The following is a 20,369-nucleotide window of genomic DNA, read 5'->3' as shown; positions in this document are numbered from 1 at the left end:
TTGCAGAAAATTTTCTCCCGCAGGGACTAGCCACAGCCGAGGTTGTACGATAACTTACCTCCACCACAGCACATCACCTACCTCCCAAGCGCCACAGGATGCCAATAACAATGACGCCACAAGAACTGAAATCCATCCTCTCCCACGGCCTGCTGTCTTTCCCGGTCACCGACTTCAACGCCCAAGGCGATTTCAACCAGGCAGGCTACATCAAGCGCCTGGAATGGCTCGCCCCGTACGGCGCCAGCGCGCTGTTCGCCGCCGGTGGCACCGGTGAGTTCTTCTCCCTGGCGGCCAGCGAGTACAGCCAGGTGATCAAGACTGCCGTCGACACCTGCGCGACCTCGGTACCCATCCTGGCAGGCGTCGGTGGCTCGACCCGCCAGGCCATCGAATACGCTCAAGAGGCCGAGCGCCTGGGCGCCAAGGGTCTGTTGCTGCTGCCGCACTACCTGACCGAAGCGAGCCAGGACGGCGTCGCCGCCCATGTCGAGGCGGTGTGCAAGTCGGTCAACATCGGCGTGGTGGTGTACAACCGCAACGTCTGCCGCCTCAATGCCAACCTGCTCGAGCAGTTGGCCGAGCGCTGCCCGAACCTGATTGGTTACAAGGATGGCCTGGGCGACATAGAGCTGATGGTGTCGATCCGTCGCCGCCTGGGTGATCGCTTCAGCTACCTGGGTGGCCTGCCGACCGCCGAAGTGTATGCTGCGGCCTACAAAGCGCTGGGTGTGCCGGTCTATTCCTCGGCCGTGTTCAACTTCGTACCCAAGACCGCGATGGACTTCTACCACGCCATCGCGCGGGACGATCACGCCACCGTGGCCAAGCTGATCGATGATTTCTTCCTGCCGTACCTGGACATCCGCAACCGTAAGGCCGGCTACGCCGTCAGCATCGTCAAGGCCGGGGCCAAGCTGGCCGGCTACGACGCAGGCCCAGTACGCACGCCACTGACCGACCTGACCGGCGAAGAATACGAAATGCTCGCCGCACTGATGGACAAGATGGGTCCGCAATAAGCGCACCCCGCGGCCTGCCAATGCCGCAACCGGAGTGGGCCAGCCCGCTCCGGCTACAACTCGTGAGCCCGCACAAAAATAACTAGTGGGAGATTTACAGCATGCAAGCGACTAAAAAGACGCATGTGCGCTACCTGATCCTGTTCATGCTGTTCCTGGTGACCACGATCAACTACGCAGACCGAGCAACCATCGCGATTGCAGGCTCCAGCCTGCAGAAAGACCTCGGCATCGACGCCGTCACCCTTGGTTATATTTTCTCCGCCTTCGGATGGGCTTACGTCGCCGGGCAGATCCCCGGTGGCTGGTTGCTGGACCGCTTCGGCTCGAAAAACGTCTACGCCTTCAGCATCTTCACCTGGTCGCTGTTCACCCTGCTGCAGGGCTTCGTCGGCGGTCTGCCCGTGGCCTGGGCCGTGGTCACGCTGTTCACTTTGCGGTTTCTGGTTGGTTTCGCCGAGGCACCTTCGTTCCCCGGCAACGCGCGCATCGTCGCCGCCTGGTTCCCGACCCAGGAACGCGGCACCGCGTCGGCGATCTTCAACTCGGCGCAGTACTTCGCCACCGCCCTGTTCGCACCGATCATGGGCTGGATCGTGTTCAGCTTCGGCTGGGAGCACGTGTTCGTGGTCATGGGCGCACTGGGCATCGTGTTTTCCATGGTCTGGCTCAAAACCATCTACAACCCGCGACAGCATCCGCGCATCAGCCCCGCCGAACTCGAGCACATCGAACACAACGGCGGCCTGGTCGACATGGACCAGAAGCGCGGCAACGACGGCCCCAAGTGGGGCTACATCAAGCAATTGCTGACCAGCCGCATGCTCCTGGGCGTCTACCTGGGGCAGTACTGCATCAACGCCATTACCTACTTCTTCCTCACCTGGTTCCCGGTGTACCTGGTGCAGGAGCGCGGCATGACCATCCTCAAGGCGGGCTTCATCGCCTCTTTGCCGGCCGTGTGCGGCTTCATCGGCGGGGTACTGGGCGGGGTGATTTCCGACTGGCTGCTGCGTCGCGGCAATTCGCTGACCTTCTCGCGCAAGCTGCCGATCGTCTGCGGCCTGATGCTCTCCACCACCATGGTGTTCTGCAACTATGTCGACGCCGAATGGATGGTGGTGGGCTTCATGACCCTGGCTTTCTTCGGCAAAGGCATCGGTGCGCTGGGCTGGGCGGTGGTCGCCGACACCTCGCCCAAGCAGATCGCCGGGCTGTCCGGGGGGTTGTTCAACACCTTCGGCAACATCGCCTCGATCACTACACCGATCGTCATCGGCTACATCATCAGCGCCACTGGCTCGTTCAAATGGGCGTTGGTGTATGTGGGCGCCAATGCCTTGGTAGCGGTGTTCAGCTACCTGGTGATCGTAGGTCCCATCAAGCGCATCGAGCTGCGCGAGGATGACCCTAAGCCCGAGCCTGAGCCAGCCGCCACGCAACTGGCCAGCTCGCGACCCTGAAGTGACACGCCCGCGCCGGCCTCTGCCGCCGCGGGCGGATGTACAAAAGCCTGAGAACCTGACAAGTAGGGCCCACACATGCAGTTGATCGAACACTCCGACTCGCCCCGCTACGTCCGCCTGCACGACGATGACAATGTCGTGGTGGTGGTCAACGATGGCGGCCTGGGCGAAGGCGCCCGCTTCGCCGACGGCTTGACCCTGGTCGAGGGCGTGCCACAGAGCCACAAGGTCGCCACCGTGCCGATCGCCAAGGGCGAAGCGGTGCGCCGCTACGGCCAGATCATCGGCTATGCGCTGCAAGACCTGCGTCAAGGCAGCTGGGTGCAGGAAAGCCAGTTGGCCATGCCTGCTGCGCCCGAGCTGGATAGCCTGCCGCGCTGCGATGCGGTGCCCGATGCGTTGCCACCTTTGCAAGGCTTCACCTTCGAGGGTTACCGCAACGCCGACGGCACGGTGGGCACGCGTAACATTCTCGGCATCACGACCACCGTGCAGTGCGTGACTGGCGTGCTCGAACACGCGGTCAAGCGCATCCGCGCCGAGTTGCTGCCCAAATACCCGCACGTCGACGACGTGGTCGCCCTCACCCACAGCTATGGCTGCGGCGTGGCGATCAATGCGCGCGATGCCTACATCCCCATTCGCACGGTTCGCAACCTGGCGCGCAACCCCAACCTGGGTGGCGAAGCGCTGGTGATCAGCCTGGGCTGCGAGAAGCTGCAGGCGGGCCAGGTGATGCATGACAACGACCCTTCGGTCGACCTCAGCGAGCCCTGGCTGTATCGCCTGCAGGACGCCAGCCTGGGCTTTGCCGAGATGATCGAGCAGATCATGGCGCTGGCCGAAACGCGCCTGAACAAGCTCGATCAGCGCCGCCGCGAGACGGTGCCTGCCAGCGAACTGATCCTGGGCATGCAATGCGGTGGCAGCGATGCGTTTTCCGGCATCACCGCCAATCCTGCGCTCGGTTTTGCCGCCGATCTGCTGGTGCGCGCAGGTGCCACGGTATTGTTCTCGGAAGTCACCGAGGTGCGCGATGCCATCTACATGCTGACCTCGCGCGCCGAGAATCAGCAGGTCGCCGAGGCGCTGGTGCGTGAGATGGACTGGTACGACCGCTACTTGCAACAAGGCGCGGCCGATCGCAGCGCCAACACCACGCCAGGCAACAAGAAAGGCGGCCTGTCGAACATCGTCGAAAAGTCCCTCGGTTCCATTGTCAAGTCTGGCAGTGGCGCCATTCAGGGCGTGCTCGGACCGGGCGAGCGCGTCGAGCGCAAAGGCCTGATCTTCTGCGCAACGCCGGCCAGCGACTTTGTCTGCGGCACCCTGCAACTGGCCGCCGGGATGAACCTGCACGTGTTCACCACCGGGCGCGGCACACCTTATGGCCTGGCCATGGCCCCTGTGGTCAAGGTGTGCACACGTACCGAACTGGCGCAGCGCTGGCCGGACCTGATCGACATCGACGCCGGGCGCATCGCCAGCGGCCGCTCGAGTATCGAGGAGCTGGGTTGGGAGCTGTTCCACTACTACTTGGACGTCGCCAGTGGCCGCAAACAGACCTGGGCCGAACGACACCGCTTGCATAACGACATCACGCTGTTCAACCCGGCACCGATTACCTGATGCCCGTTGCTGATTCTTCCTTCACTCATCTACAGGAGTAACCCCATGCCTGAGATCCTCGGCCACAATTTCATCGCCGGCCAGCGCAGCGCCGCTGGTTCGCAACGCCTGCAGAGCCTGGACGCCACCACTGGCGAAGCGCTGCCGTACAGCTTCGCGCAAGCGACCGAGGCGGAAGTCGACCAGGCTGCCAAGGCGGCCCAGGCGGCCTTCGTCACCTACCGTCAGCTAGCCCCGGCCCGCCGCGCTGAATTCCTCGACGCCATCGCCGCCGAGCTCGACGAACTGGACGACGCCTTCGTCGCCATCGTCTGCCGTGAAACCGCCCTGCCCGCCGCCCGTATCCAAGGCGAGCGCGGGCGTACCAGCGGCCAGATGCGCCTGTTCGCCCACGTGCTGCGCCGTGGCGACTTCCTTGGCGCACGCATCGACCTTGCCCTGCCAGACCGCCAGCCGCTGCCGCGGGTCGATTTGCGCCAGATGCGCATCGGTGTCGGACCGGTCGCGGTATTTGGCGCCAGCAACTTCCCGCTGGCGTTCTCTACGGCTGGTGGCGACACCGCCGCAGCCCTGGCCGCCGGCTGCCCGGTGGTGTTCAAGGCGCACAGCGGGCACATGGCGACCGCCGACCTGGTGGGTTGCGCCATCCAGCGCGCCGCCGAGCGCACCGGCATGCCCATGGGTGTATTCAACATGGTATTCGGCGCAGGCGTCGGTGAGCCGCTGGTCAAGCACCCGGCCATCCAGGCCGTAGGCTTCACCGGTTCGCTCAAGGGCGGCGATGCGTTGTGCCGCATGGCCGCAGAGCGTGCGCAGCCAATCCCGGTATTTGCCGAGATGTCGAGCATCAATCCGGTGATCGTCCTGCCTGGCGCCTTGGCCAAGCGTGGCAAGGCCATTGCCGGTGAACTGGCAGGCTCGGTGTGCATGGGCGCTGGGCAGTTCTGCACCAACCCAGGCTTGGTGATCGGCCTGCAATCGGCAGAATTCAGCCAGCTGCTGAGCGATCTGGGCGAGCACCTGGACCAACAGGCCGGCCAGACCATGCTTAACGCTGGGGGTCTGCGCAGCTACGTGGGCGGCCTGGAGCACCTGCAAGCCCACGCCGGTATCGAGCACCTGGCCGGCCAGACGCAACAGGGCAACCAGGCGCGCGCCCAGCTGTTCAAGGCCGATGCGCGGCTGCTGGTGGATTCAGACCCGCTGTTGCAGGAAGAGGTGTTCGGCCCAACCACGGTCGCGGTCGAAGCCAAGGATGATGCTCAGCTGCGCGCGGCGCTGCTCGGCCTGCGCGGCCAGTTGACCGCCACCTTGATCGGCGAGGCGGAAGACTTCGAGGCCTACGCCTGGCTGGTGCCGCTGCTGGAAGAAAAGGTTGGCCGGATTCTGGTCAACGGCTATCCAACCGGGGTTGAGGTGTGTGACGCCATGGTCCATGGCGGCCCCTACCCAGCCACCTCCGATGCCCGTGGCACCTCGGTCGGCACCTTGGCCATCGACCGTTTCCTGCGCCCGGTTTGCTACCAGAACTACCCGCAGGCACTGCTGCCTGAAGCGCTGCGCGACGAAAACCCGCTGGGGCTGCGTCGCCTGGTCAATGGCCAGTGGAGCGAAGCAGCGGTCTGATGGCTGTGAAGTAGAGAGATCGCTGCGGGCGCTGTGCAGCCCCAGCGATCGTCAATGACTCAATCCGGCTGCGCTTGCGCCTGCTCATGGGCTTGGCGCAAGCGCTCGCGGCTGTTGCTCAGGTGCATGCGCATGGCCATCTTCGCCCCTTCACTGTCGCCTCGCGCGATCGCCTCATAAATCGCTTCGTGCTCATGCCTCAGGCGGCTCATGTAATGCGCCTGGTCGTCATGGGCCAGACGCGCCGAGTTCAAACGGGTCCGGGGAATGATGCTGGTGCCCAGGTGATTGATGATGTCGGCGAAGTAATGGTTGCCGCTGGCCTGGGCGATGCGCAGGTGGAACTGGAAATCCGCCGACACCGCGTCAGTGGCATGGGCCGCGCCCTCGTTGAGCTCATCCAGCGCCGCGCGCATGCCAGCCAGCGCTTCATCGCTGCGGCGCTGCGCGGCCAGCCCGGCTGACTCGATTTCCAGCGCGATCCGCAGTTCCAGCACCGCCAGCACCTCGCGCAACGTCACCACCGTTGCGGGGTCGATGCGAAAACCGCCGGTGGTGGGTGCGTCCAGCACGAAGGTGCCGATGCCGTGCCGCGTTTCCACCTGACCGGCCGCTTGCAGCCGCGAGATGGCCTCACGCACCACCGTGCGGCTGACGCCCTCTTCGGCCATGATCTGCGACTCGGTCGGCAGCTTCTCGCCGCGCTTGATCTGCCCGCTGCGGATGCGCTCGGTCAGCACCGTGACCAGTTCCTGGGCCAGACTGCGCGGCTTGCGCCGGACCCTGGCCTGTACCTGCTGCTCTGTCATGCCCTGTATTTCACCTTGAAAGACAACCGCCATCATAGCGCATGCAGTTGTACGATCACATACGCGCAACGCGCTATTTATTTGCATGCAGGCGCCAGCATTCTCACGTACTGTGGGCGCTTTTCCAAGGAAGGAAGTCCCCTATGAAAGCGCTCGACCGCGTCCTGCTCGCCGCTGGCCTGTTCATACCAGTGTGGTTGCTGCTAGGCGTCTGGCTCACCGCCAGGTTCTACCCTGGCTACGACCACCTGCAACAGGCGATGAGCCAGCTTGGCGCGGTGGGTGCGCCGACCCATTCATGGTCGGCGGCGCTCAACAACTTTCCGCTGGCCGTCTTGTTCATCGCCTTAGCCTGGGGGCTGGCGCGCCGCTGGCAGGGCTCCAGGCTTGCCCAGGCCAGCGCGCTGCTGGTGCTCCTGCACGGTATCGGCAGCCTTGGCACCGGTGTGTTCGCCTGCGATCAAGGCTGCGCGCCAGTACATCCCTCCACCTCGCAGCTCCTGCACAATCTGAGCGGGCTGGTGATGTTTCTCTCGCTGACGGTGGCCAGCGCGCTATGGGTCTGGCTAGGGGCGCGCCTCGCGGGCTCCGGAGCGCTTAGCGTAGGGTCATTGGTATGCCTGATCGGCTCGCTGCTCACCGTGATGATGATGGCCCAGGCGGCCGAAAGCGGCCAGCTGTTCGGCCTGTACCAGCGCCTCAACTATGGCATCTGTGTGCTCTGGGTGGCGGCACTGGCGGTCAGCAGCATGCGCGGGGCGCCGACGGCGCGCCTGCAGAGGGCGACTGACTGATGGGAAAATAATGGCCCCTAGGCATCGAGAGTGAAGGCAAACTTCGAGCCTCTTCAGATGCTTAGGACAGCAACATGCGAAACATTCTAGGTGCGATAGCCGGTTGTGTACTGGCCATGGCCGGCTGCAGCGCCCAGGCCAAGGCGCTCAGTGCGAACGATCGCCAGGCCTGCAGCTGGGGCTCGCAGATCGCGGCCGAGGCCCAGCAGGCCAAGCTGTCGGGCGTGACCTTGTACGCCACGCGGAAAAAACTCCAAGTGCGCAGGTTCGCCAAACCGTGGATGCGCATGACGGCTTTCGGCATCACCGAGCAGACCTACAACAGTCGCTCACGCCTCAAGCCTGCAGCGATCAAGACAACCTACTACGAGCAATGCGTCCAACATGCAGTCGCCAAGCGGTAAGCCTTATAAATCAGTTGTTTATAAGGCCTATCTAAACAATTTCTAGATTGCGCTCAACAGCCGCTCAATGCGGTCGCTGGCCGCTCACCGGCAAAGAACAGCGGGCGCAGGCGCACACCGACTACGTTGCCGCAGTAGGCGGCGATCAGCCACAGCCAACCATGCACGCTGCCCGAGGCGATGCCGCTGAAGTAGGCCCCGATGTTGCAGCCGTAGGCCAATCGCGAACCATAGCCCAGCAGCAGGCCACCAAGCACCGCGGCGATCAGTGACGGCAGTGGAATCTTCAAGCTCGGCGCGAATCGACCCGCCAGCCCGGCCGCCAGCAGGGCGCCCAGGATGATGCCGATATCCATGACCGTGGTGACGTCCTGCCATACCGGTGCAGCCAGGGCCTTGGCATTGGCCGGGGCCTGCCAGAACACCCAGCTGCCCACGTCGACACCGAAACTGGACAGCGTCTTGGCCCCCCACAAGGCGAAGGCCGAGGTGATCCCCCAGGGTCTACCAGCCAGCGCCAGGGTCGCATAATTGAGCACGGCCAGGGCGATGGCGCCCCACACCAGCGGCCAGGGCCCGCGCAGGAGGCGGCGCAGCCCGGGGTGCGCGCTGCTCACCGGCGTTTGCAAGGCTCCGTGGCGGCGTTTTTCCAACACCAGCGTAAGCCAGGCGATGACAGCGAATACGGCCAGGCTTACCAGCAGCGCGGGGATCAAGCCCCAAGCCTGGACGATCGAGGTGGCCGGCAGCGACGGCAAGGCAAACCACCAGTCGGCGTGGTGCGTGGCAGCCACGGAACCGATGATGAAGAACAGCAAGGTCACCAACATCCGCGCGTTGCCCCCACCCACAGTGAACAAGGTGCCCGACGCGCAGCCGCCGCCCAGTTGCATGCCGATGCCGAAAATGAACGCGCCGAAGATCACCGACACGCCTGCCGGGGCCACCAGTCCGGTTACCGGATTACCGAACAGGCTGCCGGCCGAAAGCGCCGGGAAGAACAGCAGCACGGCCAAGGCCAGCATGAGCATCTGCGCGCGCAAACCGGCACCGCGGCGTTCGTTGATGAACACGCGCCACGCCGAGGTGAAGCCGAAGGCGGCATGGTAGAGCGTCAGGCCCAGCGCGGCGCCGAGCACGAGCAGCAACACGTGCTTGAAGCCGACGTTGAGATTGAGGAAACAGGCACCGGCCAGCAGCAAGGCTAGCGCGATCAGTGGCGCGCCCAGACGGCGCGGTTCGGGTGTGGCGGTGGTGGAAAGACCCATTGGAATACTCGGATTACTGTAGAACAGGGGCGCGAGTATACCCATGTGCGAGCGGGCGTGGGAGCCGCCCTGGCGCTGGCGAATGACGCCGCTCCGGCAGCAATTGCGGGAGCGGCGCTGATGCGGCGTGACTCAGCCGATCATTTGGGGGTCACGCGCCAGAGGGTGTTGGCCAGGTCGTCGGCGATGATCAGCGCACCGCGTGGGTCAACCGTCACGCCCACCGGGCGGCCCCGGGTCTTGCCGTCTTCACCGCGAAAGCCGGTGGCGAAGTCGACCGGCTCGCCCGACGGTTTGCCGCCGCTGAATGGTACGAAGATCACCTTGTAGCCCACCGGGTTGGGTCGGTTCCAGCTGCCATGCTCGCCGACGAACACACCATTGGCAAAGCGCTCGCCCATGGCGGCGATGGAAAAGTCCACGCCCAGCGCGGCAACATGGGAACCCAGGCTGTAATCAGGCTTGATGGCTGCAGCGACCTTGTCCGGATTCTGCGGCTTGACTCGCTCATCGACATTCTGCCCCCAGTAACTGTAAGGCCAGCCATAGAAGCCACCTTCGCGCACTGACGTCAGGTAGTCCGGTACCAGGTCCGGGCCAAGCTCATCGCGCTCGTTGACCACGGTCCACAGTTGCCCGGTGTCTGGCTGGATCGCCAGCGCCGTGGGGTTGCGCAGGCCTGTGGCGTAGGGCTTGTGCGCCCCACTGACGGCGTCGATCTGCCAGACCATGGCGCGGTCGATTTCAACCTCCATGCCGCGCTCGGTGATGTTGCTGTTCGAACCAATACCGACATACAGGTAGCGCCCATCAGGGCTGATGGTCAGCGCCTTGGTCCAGTGATGATTGACCTCGGCCGGCAAGTCGGTGAGCTTGGTGGGCGGGCCACCTGCCTTGGTCTGCCCTTCGGTGTAGTCAAAGCGTACCAGCGCGTCCTGGTTGGCGACGTACAGCTTGTTGTCGGCGAACGCGAGGCCGTAGGGTGCATTCAGGCCCTCGGCGAACACCGTCTTGACCTCGTAGGTGCCATCGCCGTCGGCATCGCGCAACAGGGTCAGGCGGTTGCCGCCCTTGACCTGGGTGTTGCCCTTGGCCTTGATCTGGCTGGCAATGACGTCCTTGGGCTTGAGTTTGGCGGCACTGCCGCCGCGCCCTTCGGCCACCAGAATATCGCCGTTGGGCAGCACCAGGGTCTGGCGCGGGATCTTCAGGTCGGTGGCGATCGCAGTGATGTTGAACCCTTCAGGCACCGTGGGTTTCTGATCGCCCCACAACACAGGTTCGGCGATCTTCATGCTCGGCAACAGGCCGCGCTCAGGCGCCGGCAACTTCGGGTCAGGGCCCAATGCCTGGTTAGGCTCGCCTTCCCCGCCACACGCGGCCAGCAGCAGCGCCACGCTCAACATCGACAGACCATGCAGTGGCTTCATGCTTCATCTCCCGAACGCAGGTTGCTCATGCCCAGCCAGGCCGCGACGCAGGCCAGGACCGTGACGATGATCGACAGCACCAGTCCGGCAGGCATCACCGCCCACGCGTCCTTGGCGTGCTCGAAGGCATTGACCAGGCCAAGGCCCCAGGTCACCAGCAACAGCAGGAAGTACAGGGTTGGCCGGCCACCTTTGCGCCGGGCACGGATCAGGTTGACCAGCGCGAACAGCAGGGCCAGGCCGCAGAACAGCAGGCCCCCGGCAATCAGCCAGGCGGCGAAATTGCTCCACTGGATCTGGTAGCTCTTGAAGTAGGCGATGTCGCTCAGCAAGGCGCCGAGAAACAGCGGAACCGTGCCGGCCAGCAGAATGGCATGCAGCGGACTGGGCGTGCATCGGTAGAGGGATTGCTCGGTAGCGGTCACGGCGCCTCCTTAATCAGTCGGTGACCCGGGCTGGCGGACCGGGACAGGGTCTGGTCCATCAGGCATGCGCGGGGTGCGCTTAAGAAAGGATCACCTTGACGTTCGGATAGTTCAGCGCTTGGCTTGATAGAAACATTCTGAAAAATTTGCCACGCCACAGCGAGTACGCCAGCATGAACCGTCACCGCTCGACCTTCCTCCCGCGCCTGTCCGCGCCGGCCTTGCTGGTACTGGCCCTGGCGCTCACCGCTGGGTGCGCGAGCAAGGCGAACAAGGCGCGGCATTACGCTGCCGTGCCTGCCGCCAACTGCTACGCCAAGGCCGTACCGCGCTCTGGCGAAGGCGGCCTGGCATGGGGCAACAGCCTGAGCGTCGCGCGGCAGAAATCGCTGAACAACTGCATTCGCTATGCCGGCCGCTCCGGTGGCACGCCAAACACCTGCCAGGTGGTGTTGGCCAAGTGCAAGCACTGAGCGACACCCCTGGCGAGCGCTCGGTCAGGCCATCCTGGCCCGAGCAGCATGCAGCTTCTTGTAGCTCTCGATCAGGCGCTGATGGCGATCCAGGCCTTCTAGCTTGAGGCTGGTGGGGGTCAGGCCGTAGAAGCGCACGCTGCCGTCGAGCGAACCCAACACCGCGTCCATGCGTGGGTTGCCGAACATCCGCCGCAGGTTGGCCTCATAGTCGGCCAGTTCCAGTTCGTCATCGAGCTGCACCTGGAGCACTGCATTCAGCGCTTGGTAGAACAGCCCCCGTTCGACAGTGTTGTCGTTGAACTGCAGGAACGCTTCGACCAATTCCTTGGCATCCTCGAAACGTTTGAGCGCCAGGCAGATCAGCAATTTCAGTTCAAGGATGGTGAGCTGGCCCCACACGGTGTTGTCGTCGAACTCGACGCCGATCAGGGTGGTGATGGTGGTGTAGTCATCGACCTCGCAGTTCTCCAGGCGCTTGCGCAGCGCGCGCAGGGCGCGGTTGTCGAGGCTATGCAGGTTGAGGATGTCGGCGCGGAAGGCCAAGGCGCGGTTGGTGTTGTCCCAGATCAGGTCCTCCACCGGATAGATTTCCGAGTAACCCGGCACCAGGATACGACAGGCGGTGGCACCAAGGTTGTCATATACGGCCATGTACGCCTCTTTGCCCAGGTCTTCCAGGATGCCGAACAGCGTCGCGGCTTCCTCGGCGTTGGAATCTTCACCCTGGCCTGAAAAGTCCCACTCGACGAATTCGAAATCGGCCTTGGCGCTGAAGAAGCGCCACGACACCACCCCGCTCGAGTCGATGAAATGTTCGACGAAGTTGTTCGGCTCGGTCAGCGCATGGCTCTCGAAGGTCGGCTGCGGCAGGTCGTTGAGCCCCTCGAAACTACGCCCTTGCAGCAGTTCGGTAAGGCTGCGCTCCAACGCCACCTCGAAGCTTGGGTGCGCACCGAAGGAGGCGAACACACCGCCGGTGCGGGGGTTCATCAAGGTCACGCACATGACCGGGAACTCACCGCCCAGCGAGGCGTCCTTGACCAGCACCGGAAAGCCCTGCTCCTCCAGCCCTTGAATACCGGCGACGATGCCTGGGTACTTGGCCAGCACCGTTTGCGGCACGTCCGGCAGGCACAGCTCGCCTTCGAGGATCTCGCGCTTGACCGCGCGCTCGAAGATTTCCGACAGGCACTGCACCTGGGCTTCGGCCAGGGTGTTGCCAGCGCTCATGCCGTTGCTCAGGAACAGGTTTTCGATGAGGTTGGAGGGGAAGTACACCACCTGCTGATCGGACTGACGCACGAATGGCAGCGAACAGATGCCTCGCTCGGTATTGCCAGAGTTGGTGTCATACAGGTGCGAGCCGCGCAACTCGCCGTCGGCGTCGTAGATCTGCCGGCAATACGGGTCGAGAATCTCGACCGGCAGCGCGTCGTCGGGGCCTGGCTTGAACCATTGCTCGTTGGGATAATGCACGAAAGCTGCATTGGCGATTTCTTCGCCCCAGAACTGATCGTTGTAGAAGAAGTTGCAGTTCAGGCGCTCGATGAACTCGCCCAGCGCCGAAGCCAGCGCCGCTTCCTTGGTCGAACCTTTGCCGTTGGTAAAGCACATCGGCGATTGCGCATCCCGCACATGCAGCGACCAGACGTTGGGCACGATATTGCGCCACGAGGCAATTTCGATCTTCATGCCCAGGCCCGCGAGGATGGCGGACATGTTGGCGATGGTCTGCTCCAGGGGCAGGTCCTTGCCAGGGATATAGGTGCGGGTATCGGCAACCGGCATCAGCAGGCCCTGGGCATCGGCGTCGAGGTTCTCGACGTGCTCGATGACGAACTCGGGGCCGGTCTGCACCACTTTCTTCACGGTGCAGCGGTCGATCGAGCGCAGGATGCCCTGGCGGTCCTTGTCACTGATGTCCTCGGGCAGCTCGACCTGAATCTTGAAGATCTGCTGGTAGCGGTTTTCCGGGTCGACGATGTTGTTCTGCGACAGGCGGATATTGTCGGTCGGGATGTTGCGGGTCTGGCAATACAACTTGACGAAGTAAGCCGCGCACAGGGCCGATGAGGCGAGGAAATAGTCGAATGGGCCGGGCGCCGAGCCGTCGCCCTTGTAGCGAATGGGCTGGTCGGCGATGACGGTGAAGTCGTCGAACTTGGCCTCTAGGCGCAAGTTGTCGAGAAAGTTGACTTTGATTTCCATGCGAGGGGTACCGTGTTTTGGCCGTGCATAACGAATTGCCGGGCATTATCCGGGCGCGCGGCGGCAAGCTGCAAGCTTGAAGCTTGAAGCTTGAAGCTTGCAGCCTCGCGCTGCCCCTCACAGGCGCCTGCGTTTGCTCAGGGTCGGGATGGTGGTTTGCGCAATGGCCACCTCCGCGCGCTGGCGCTGGGTGCTGGCGGCCAGTTCTGCCAGGGTCGGCTGGCTGAACAGCGTGCGCGCATCGACATGCAGCCCGGCCTGGCGCATACGCGCGACCAAGCTTACCGCCAACAAGGAATGGCCGCCCAACTCGAAGAAATTGTCTTCGCGGCCGACTTGCTCGATTTTCAATACCTCGGTCCAGATGGCAGCCAGCGCCGTTTCCAGCTCGCCCTCGGGGGCCTGGTAGTCGCGGCTGATGATCGCCTCGGCGCCCGGCGCTGGCAGGGCCTGGCGATCAAGCTTGCCGTTCGGAGTGAGCGGCAACTGGGCAAGGACCACGAAGGCCTGCGGCACCATGTACTCCGGCATGCGCGCGAGCAGATGAGCACGCAAGCCCTGGGGCGTTGGCGCTACACCGCCTGGCCGGCAGGTGACATAGGCCACCAGGCGCTCTTCACGCATCAGTACCACGCCTTGCGCCACGGCCGGGTGCGCCGCCAGGCCCGCTTCGATCTCACCAAGCTCCACGCGTAAACCGCGTAGCTTGACCTGAAAATCATTGCGGCCGATGAACTCGAGTTCACCGTCGTGACGATAACGCACCAGGTCCCCAGTACGGTACAAACGCTCGCCCGCGACGAAAGGGCTGTCGATGAATCGCTCGGCTTGCAGCGCCGGCAAGCCTAGGTAACCGCGCGCCACGCCGACACCGCCGATGTGCAACTGCCCCACCACGCCCAAGGGCACCGCTCGGTCATGGGCGTCGAGCACATAGAGGCGCGTGTTGGCGATCGGCCGACCGATCGGTGGCGCCTGCTGCGGCAGCGGCTGATCAGGCAACACGCTCCAGGCTGTGCTATCGACCGTGGCTTCGGTCGGGCCATAGACGTTGTGCACGCGCACCTGGGGCAAGCGCTGGCGCACGCGCTGCAGCAGTGCCAAGGTCAATTCACCCCCGCCGCAGAAGATATCCGTGAGGCTGGTACAGCATTCCACGCCAGGCTCGTCGAGAAACGCATGGAGCAAGGCCGGAACGAACTTTACCGTGGTCACGCCACAAGCCTGCACCCGTTGTACCAGGTAGGCCGGATCGCGGTGGCCATCGGGCCGAGCCAGTACCAGACGCAGGCCCGCGACCAGAGGCCAGAACAGTTCCCACACCGACCCATCGAAGCTGAACGGCGCCCGTTGCAGCAAGGCATCGTCGGTACCTGGCGGGCAGATCTGGGAACCCCAGTGCATCAAATTGCACAGGCCCCGGTGCTCGATCATCACCCCCTTTGGCGTGCCGGTGGAGCCTGAGGTATACATCACGTAGGCCAGGTTGCTCGGGCCCAGACCCTGCACGCGCGGATTGTCATCGCGGCCGGTGCGCCAGTCATCGGTGTCCAGGTTCAGCAGCGGCGCTTGTAGGCTGTCGAACAGCCCCTGGGTCGCGTCATGCACCAGGAGCACGGCTGGGGTGCAGTCCTCGAGCATGAAGCGCAGGCGCGCGGTCGGGTAGCCGGGATCCAGCGGCACATAGGCGCCGCCCGCCTTGAGTACAGCCAGCAAGGCGACCATCAGCTCGATACCGCGTTCGACACAGATTGCCACCCGTACGTCCGGGCCAACGCCCCGCTCGATCAGCGCATGGGCCAGTTGGTTGGCCCGGGCGTTGAGGCTGCGGTAGTCGAGGCTCGTTGCGTCGGTCTGCACGGCAACCGCCGTAGGGCTGCGCTGTACCTGCGCCTCGAACAACGCGGGCCAGGTGCAGCTCAACGGGCTCAGGGGATCATCGCTTTGGTTGAAGCTGTGCAGCAGGCGCTGGCGCTCGCTGGCCGGCACGCTGCACAACGCAGTCAGCGCTGCCTCTGGGGCATCGGCAAATTGGCCGAGCGTGGTCAGCAAAAAGTCCAGAACCCGAGCCGCACCCAGCGCCCGCGGCGCCCGTATTTCAAGCTGCAGCGTGTCACCCAGGTCATCGATGCTCAGCACCAGCGCGTGGCTATGGACTTCGCTGGCCTGGAGCAACGTGACGCCCGGCAGCACCTCGCCGGCGGGCAAAGCCCCCTGCCGATAATTGATCAGGCCGCTGAACAAGGGCGTGCCTACGGGCAGCCCACTGCAGCGCTGGGCCAACAGCAGCGGCGCATCGGCATGCGCGAGCAAGCCGGCCAGGCCTGCGTGGGCCAGGGTCAGCGCCTCAGGCAGGGTCAAGCCGGCCAGTTCCAGGCGCAGCGGCAAGCTGTTGACGAACATGCCCAAGGCGCGTTCGGCGCCCTCGCCAGCCGTGGCGCGGCCCAGCAGCACCGTGCCCAGCACCACCTGATCGGCCCCGGCCAGACTGCCCAGCACCTGTGCCCACGCCAGGTGCATGACACTGGCCAGGCTAGCGCCATGCTGGCGGGCCAGGCGGCGCAAGCGAGCGGTGAGTGCGGCGTCAAGTTCGGCGCCATGGCGATGCAGGTCGGCGTGGTCGACAGGCGCTGCGCCCAATCCGGCCAGCACCGGCGCCGGTTGCACACCTGCCAGTCGCTCGCGGAAATAAGCCTCGTGATGGACCTGACGCTTGGCGGCGTTGCTCAGCGCAACGTAATTGCGATACGGCACTGCTGGCAGCAGGTGCGCAGCGCGCCCATGCATCAGCGCGTCCAGTTCACCGAGCAGGACTTGCAGCGATACCGCGTCGTTGACCAGATGGTGGAAGCGCAGCAAGCCGAGCCAGCGGGCGTGGGCCGGATCCTCGGCGCTCACCATGGCCATCATCGGCGCCTGGCGCAGATCCAACGGCCGCCGTCGGGGCGCGTAGGCCTGGCACAACTGCGTCGCGCAATCCCCTGGTTCTGAGGCCCCCGCCCAATGCTCGAGCGGCAGCTGCGCCGTGCGCCAGACCACCTGTTGCGGTTGCTCCAGGCCTTCCCAGGCAAGGCTCGTGCGCAGGATGTCGTGGCGGTCGATGACCTGCTGCAAGGCGGTGACGAACGCCTGCAGTTGGGCGGCACTGGCGAAGGCCAACAAGACCTGTTGCTGGTACGGGTCATGGGCGTCGGTGACATGGTGATAGAGCAGACCCTGCTGCAGCGGCGCGAGCGGGTAGATTTCCTGAACGTTGGCCGCGCCGCCCGGGACCTGCGCGACAATCTGGTCGATGGCAGCCTGGTCCAGTTCGGTCAGGCGCAGCATATCTGTGGTTATGCGCGTACAGCCAGGTGGCACCGCGTTGGCGGGCACATGCACGGCCTCGCCCTGCACCACTGCCGCAGCCAGCGCAGCCAGGGTCGATTGCCCAAACAGCACCTGCACGTCCGCTTGCAGACCCTGCTCGCGCATGCGTTCGATCAACTGCACGGCCAACAGTGAATGGCCGCCCAGCTCGAAGAAGTGATCCTGGCGCCCTACCTGCTCGACCTGCAGCAGCTCGCGCCATAGCACCGCCAAGCGTTGTTCGATGTCGCCTTGCGGCGCTTGATGCTCGCCGCGCACTCGGTGCGCATCGTCTGCGCTGGGCAAGGCACGGCGGTCGAGCTTGCCGTTGGGGGTCAGCGGCCAGCCCGGCAGATGCACATAGGCCACCGGCAGCAACGCCGCGGGCAAGCGCTCACGCAGGTGGACGTGCAGGTCGGCCGGTGCCAAGGGTGTACCGAGGTACCACGCCTGCAGTTGGCCTTCGCGCAGCAGTACCACGCTCTCGCGCAGTGCGGGGTGACTGCACAGGGCGGCTTCGATCTCCGCCAACTCCACGCGCACGCCGCGGATCTTCACCTGGTCGTCATTGCGCCCCAAGTATTCCAAGGTACCGTCTGGACGCCAGCGCACCAGGTCGCCACTGCGGTACATGCGCGCGCCAGGCGTCGGGTTGAACGGGTCATGCAGGAAACGCTCGGCGCTCAATTGCGGACGGTGCAGGTAACCGCGCGCCACCCCGCTGCCGCCGATGTACAACTCACCGCTGGCACCGATTGGCAGCAACTGGCGTTGTTCATCGAGCACATACAAGCAGGTATTGGCGATGGCGCTGCCAATGTGCAGCGCCTGCCCGGCTTGCACCTGGCCGGACGTCGCCACCACGCAGGTCTCGGTGGGGCCGTAGTTGTTGATGACCCGGTAGCGGCGCTCACGCGCCAAACGGCGCAGACGGTCGCCGCCGATCAGCAGAGTCTGCAAGGTCGGGTGCAACTCGCCCTGAGCAAAGGCATGCTCGGCCACCGGCGTTGGCAGAAAGCTCACGTCCAGCGGCTGCGCGCGCCACCATCGCAGCAACGCTTCGACATCCTCCGCGCCTTCGCGCGCAGGCGCCAGATGCAGCGTGGCGCCGCTGCACAGTGCAGGCCAGACTTCCCAAGCCATCGCGTCGAAGCCAAAACCTGCCACGCTCGACTGGTGGCGGCCCGGGCCCAGGTCGAAGGTCGCGCAGTGCCAATCGACCAGGTTGGCCAGCATGCGGTGCTCGACCATCACACCCTTGGGCAAGCCGGTGGAACCAGAGGTGTAGATCACGTAGACCAGGTTATAGGGGGTAGGCGCCGGGCTCACTGGGGTCTGGTCCATGTCCTCCCATACCAGGCGGTCCAGTTCGATCTGCACTACCTCCTGCTTGGGCAGGCGCGCGCTGAAACGCGCTTGGGTCAGTACCACACACGGCCCGCTGTCCTCGAGCAGGTAGGCCAGACGTTCGGCGGGGTGCGCCGGGTCGATCGGCACATAGGCAGCGCCGGCCTTGAGCACCGCCAGCAGCCCGACAAGGGTATCCAGCCCGCGCTGGGCCACCACGGCCACGCGCTGCTCTGGGCCGGCGCCCAGCTTGATGAGACGCTTGGCCAAGCCGTTGGCGCGCCTATCGAGTTCGCCGTAACTGAGCTGTTGACCGTCGTGTAGCGCCGCCGATGCATCGGGGCGTTGCCGGGCCTGGGCCTCGACACGGCGGTGGATCAACTGATCTGGCTGGCCCGCGACCACGGCGGCCTGGTTCCACTGCTGCAAGCGCTGGTGTTCGCCAGGGGTGAGCACCTCGAAGTCGCGGATGCGTAGTTCGGGCTGTCGCACCCCTTGCGCCAGCACCTGCAGCAATCGCTCGGCAAACGCGGCGACCTCGGCTTCGCCGAACCAGGCCAGGCTGTGGACCAGGTGCAGGCGCGCCTCGCCACTGTGCACGTTGCAACGCAGGTGCAGGCTCAACGGCGTGGGCTCATGGCTGTTGCAGGTCATCACCGTGTGCCCGTACTCCTCACCAAAGCAAAGGGCATGGCTGTCTTCTTCATAGGACGCCATCAGTTCGAACAGCTGCGAGCGTTGTTCGCGCAAGGTGCCGAGGGCGCGGTTGACCTCACTGAGGGGAAACCGCTGGTGGCGAAAATCTTGTTTCAGCGCCTCGCCAATGCGGCGTAGCAGCGCGGCAAAGGATAGATCGCGGCCGAAATCCATGCGCACGGCACTGACCTGGGTAAACAAGCCGAGCGTTGCCTTGTGACGGGCATTGCCGCGATTGCGCACCGGCATGCCGACGACCCATTCGTCGCACTGCCAGGTGCGTGTGCAACACACATGCATGGCCGCCAGCAACACATGGAACACCGAGGCCTGCAGCTCGCCCGCCAGCGCCCGCATGCGTGCCAGCAGTTGCCCATCGAAGGCCAGTTCCAGGGCGGCGCTGGGCGTGCCGCCCACGGTCATCGTGCGCCCGCGTGGCGCCAGCAAGGCATCGGGCAATTGGCGGAACTTTGCCAACCAATAGTCTCTGTCACGGTCACGGCGCGCAGAGTTCTGGTAGCGGCTGTCGTCTTCGATGAACGCGCGGTAGGCCGGCGCCTCTTCGTCGGACAGCGCATGGCCCTCACCCAGGCGGGCGTAACCATCGGCGAGCTCCTTGAACCAAAGGTCCACGCCCCAGCCATCGAGGATCAGATGATGAGCCTGCAACGCCAGCAGGTAGCGCTGCTCGCCCAGGCGAATCAGCTGAGTCGCCCACAGGGCATCAGCCATTTGACTGAAGGGCCTTTGCATGCGCGTGGCGAGCAGCGCCTGCGCTGCGCCGAACGGATCGGGTTCGGCGCGCAGGTCATGCTCGCTCAAGGGCGCTTCCAGCGTTCGGGCAAAGCGCTGTCGCGGTAGGCCAGCCTGCCCTTCGCCTGCTAACAACACCGTGCGCAGGCCTTCGTGTTGCGCCACCAGATGTGCCAACGCCTGGCGTAACCGCTGCACCTCGACAGCAGCATGGATCTCGACGTAAGCCCCGATGTTGTACAGCGGCGAATCGCCATGGCCGATCTGGTCCAGCCAGATGTCACGCTGGGCAGCGGTCAGGGCGAAGGTTTCGGCGGCATGCATGGGGTGGCACATCCTTGTTGGCTTGAATAACCGCGGATTCAAGCATCGCGCTTGCACGCTGTATGGCCCCATTAACCCGGACACGGCACCGTGCAGTTACAGAGGCTGAAATCCGTGTAGGAAAACAGCCATAGGCCGCCTCCTCGAAAGGCTTACCTGCCTGCCGCCCCAACGCGAAAACCGCCGAACGGCCGCCGCAGGGCCGGCAATTGCCGGCTTTGGGGAGAGTGTGCGTAGGCCCGCACAGGTGACGGCTACGCCCGCAGGCCCAGTTTGCTGGCATGTTGTGTCCCGGTTTTCCATTACAGACGGCAACCCCGCCGACCGCTTGAATAGCGGCACAG

13 protein-coding genes are annotated in these 20,369 nt (G+C 64.5%); 7 read left to right on the top strand and 6 right to left on the bottom strand.

What is annotated here, in order from left to right; genetic code table 11:
* The first annotated feature begins 110 nt into the window (after positions 1–110).
* The 4 genes from kdgD to ACLEJW_RS21165 all read left to right on the top strand — a co-directional run bounded on the left by kdgD (position 111) and on the right by ACLEJW_RS21165 (position 5,743).
* Positions 111–1,022, top strand: coding sequence for a 5-dehydro-4-deoxyglucarate dehydratase (gene kdgD / locus ACLEJW_RS21180; protein ID WP_145192539.1), 912 nt, complete (start codon positions 111–113; stop codon positions 1,020–1,022).
* Positions 1,023–1,123: 101 nt separating this feature from the next.
* The gene (locus tag ACLEJW_RS21175; RefSeq protein WP_145192536.1) at positions 1,124–2,485 is read left to right on the top strand and encodes an MFS transporter; all 1,362 of its coding nucleotides are present in this window, start codon (positions 1,124–1,126) and stop codon (positions 2,483–2,485) included.
* A 78-nt stretch (positions 2,486–2,563) separates the two neighbouring features.
* Positions 2,564–4,117: a galactarate dehydratase gene (gene garD / locus ACLEJW_RS21170; protein WP_145192533.1), complete on the top strand. Its 1,554-nt coding sequence runs from the start codon at positions 2,564–2,566 to the stop codon at positions 4,115–4,117.
* 45 nt (positions 4,118–4,162) lie between these two features.
* Positions 4,163–5,743: an aldehyde dehydrogenase (NADP(+)) gene (locus ACLEJW_RS21165; RefSeq protein ID WP_440778205.1), complete on the top strand. Its 1,581-nt coding sequence runs from the start codon at positions 4,163–4,165 to the stop codon at positions 5,741–5,743.
* Positions 5,744–5,802: 59 nt separating this feature from the next.
* On the opposite strand, the gene ACLEJW_RS21160 is transcribed toward ACLEJW_RS21165, so the two are convergent.
* Positions 5,803–6,552, bottom strand: coding sequence for a FadR/GntR family transcriptional regulator (locus ACLEJW_RS21160; RefSeq protein WP_145192527.1), 750 nt, complete (start codon positions 6,550–6,552; stop codon positions 5,803–5,805).
* Positions 6,553–6,695: 143 nt separating this feature from the next.
* On the opposite strand from ACLEJW_RS21160, the gene ACLEJW_RS21155 reads away from it, so the two are divergent.
* Together ACLEJW_RS21155 and ACLEJW_RS21150 are read left to right on the top strand one after the other, a co-directional pair.
* The gene (locus ACLEJW_RS21155; protein ID WP_440778204.1) at positions 6,696–7,346 is read left to right on the top strand and encodes a DUF998 domain-containing protein; all 651 of its coding nucleotides are present in this window, start codon (positions 6,696–6,698) and stop codon (positions 7,344–7,346) included.
* Positions 7,347–7,420: 74 nt separating this feature from the next.
* The gene (locus tag ACLEJW_RS21150) at positions 7,421–7,750 is read left to right on the top strand and encodes a hypothetical protein (protein ID WP_440778203.1); all 330 of its coding nucleotides are present in this window, start codon (positions 7,421–7,423) and stop codon (positions 7,748–7,750) included.
* A 53-nt stretch (positions 7,751–7,803) separates the two neighbouring features.
* On the opposite strand, the gene ACLEJW_RS21145 is transcribed toward ACLEJW_RS21150, so the two are convergent.
* The 3 genes from ACLEJW_RS21145 to ACLEJW_RS21135 all read right to left on the bottom strand — a co-directional run bounded on the left by ACLEJW_RS21145 (position 7,804) and on the right by ACLEJW_RS21135 (position 10,873).
* Positions 7,804–9,018, bottom strand: coding sequence for a YeeE/YedE family protein (locus ACLEJW_RS21145; RefSeq protein ID WP_313646112.1), 1,215 nt, complete (start codon positions 9,016–9,018; stop codon positions 7,804–7,806).
* Positions 9,019–9,158: 140 nt separating this feature from the next.
* Complete coding sequence (locus ACLEJW_RS21140; RefSeq protein ID WP_313299187.1) at positions 9,159–10,448, bottom strand: PQQ-dependent sugar dehydrogenase; 1,290 nt, start codon at positions 10,446–10,448, stop codon at positions 9,159–9,161.
* Positions 10,445–10,873 (bottom strand): DUF2231 domain-containing protein, encoded by a 429-nt coding sequence (locus ACLEJW_RS21135; protein WP_145192512.1) that lies wholly within the window; start codon positions 10,871–10,873, stop codon positions 10,445–10,447. The genes ACLEJW_RS21140 and ACLEJW_RS21135 overlap by 4 nt, the downstream gene beginning before the upstream one ends.
* A 173-nt stretch (positions 10,874–11,046) precedes the next feature.
* Here ACLEJW_RS21135 and ACLEJW_RS21130 point away from each other — a divergent pair, with 173 nt between their 5' ends.
* Positions 11,047–11,346 (top strand): hypothetical protein, encoded by a 300-nt coding sequence (locus ACLEJW_RS21130; protein ID WP_145192509.1) that lies wholly within the window; start codon positions 11,047–11,049, stop codon positions 11,344–11,346.
* A 24-nt stretch (positions 11,347–11,370) separates the two neighbouring features.
* Here ACLEJW_RS21130 and ACLEJW_RS21125 read toward each other — a convergent pair whose 3' ends face one another.
* Positions 11,371–13,557, bottom strand: coding sequence for an OsmC domain/YcaO domain-containing protein (locus tag ACLEJW_RS21125; RefSeq protein WP_440778202.1), 2,187 nt, complete (start codon positions 13,555–13,557; stop codon positions 11,371–11,373).
* A 117-nt stretch (positions 13,558–13,674) separates the two neighbouring features.
* Positions 13,675–20,025, bottom strand: coding sequence for an amino acid adenylation domain-containing protein (locus tag ACLEJW_RS21120; protein WP_440778201.1), 6,351 nt, complete (start codon positions 20,023–20,025; stop codon positions 13,675–13,677).
* Positions 20,026–20,369: the final 344 nt, after the last annotated feature.

The organism is Pseudomonas sp. SMSB3, from assembly GCF_052041965.1.
Classification (GTDB): domain Bacteria; phylum Pseudomonadota; class Gammaproteobacteria; order Pseudomonadales; family Pseudomonadaceae; genus Aquipseudomonas.
This window is presented reverse-complemented; position numbering and strand designations above follow the sequence as displayed.

Excerpts from the sequence above, each read along its gene's own strand:
- ACLEJW_RS21150 (WP_440778203.1), top strand. The coding sequence starts at position 7,421 with ATGCGAAACATTCTAGGTGCGATAGCCGGTTGTGTACTGGCCATGGCC.
- ACLEJW_RS21155 (WP_440778204.1), top strand. The coding sequence starts at position 6,696 with ATGAAAGCGCTCGACCGCGTCCTGCTCGCCGCTGGCCTGTTCATACCA.
- ACLEJW_RS21125 (WP_440778202.1), bottom strand. The coding sequence starts at position 13,557 with ATGGAAATCAAAGTCAACTTTCTCGACAACTTGCGCCTAGAGGCCAAG.
- ACLEJW_RS21120 (WP_440778201.1), bottom strand. The coding sequence starts at position 20,025 with ATGCATGCCGCCGAAACCTTCGCCCTGACCGCTGCCCAGCGTGACATC.
- ACLEJW_RS21175 (WP_145192536.1), top strand. The coding sequence starts at position 1,124 with ATGCAAGCGACTAAAAAGACGCATGTGCGCTACCTGATCCTGTTCATG.
- garD (WP_145192533.1), top strand. The coding sequence starts at position 2,564 with ATGCAGTTGATCGAACACTCCGACTCGCCCCGCTACGTCCGCCTGCAC.
- ACLEJW_RS21165 (WP_440778205.1), top strand. The coding sequence starts at position 4,163 with ATGCCTGAGATCCTCGGCCACAATTTCATCGCCGGCCAGCGCAGCGCC.
- ACLEJW_RS21140 (WP_313299187.1), bottom strand. The coding sequence starts at position 10,448 with ATGAAGCCACTGCATGGTCTGTCGATGTTGAGCGTGGCGCTGCTGCTG.
- ACLEJW_RS21160 (WP_145192527.1), bottom strand. The coding sequence starts at position 6,552 with ATGACAGAGCAGCAGGTACAGGCCAGGGTCCGGCGCAAGCCGCGCAGT.
- ACLEJW_RS21130 (WP_145192509.1), top strand. The coding sequence starts at position 11,047 with ATGAACCGTCACCGCTCGACCTTCCTCCCGCGCCTGTCCGCGCCGGCC.
- kdgD (WP_145192539.1), top strand. The coding sequence starts at position 111 with ATGACGCCACAAGAACTGAAATCCATCCTCTCCCACGGCCTGCTGTCT.
- ACLEJW_RS21145 (WP_313646112.1), bottom strand. The coding sequence starts at position 9,018 with ATGGGTCTTTCCACCACCGCCACACCCGAACCGCGCCGTCTGGGCGCG.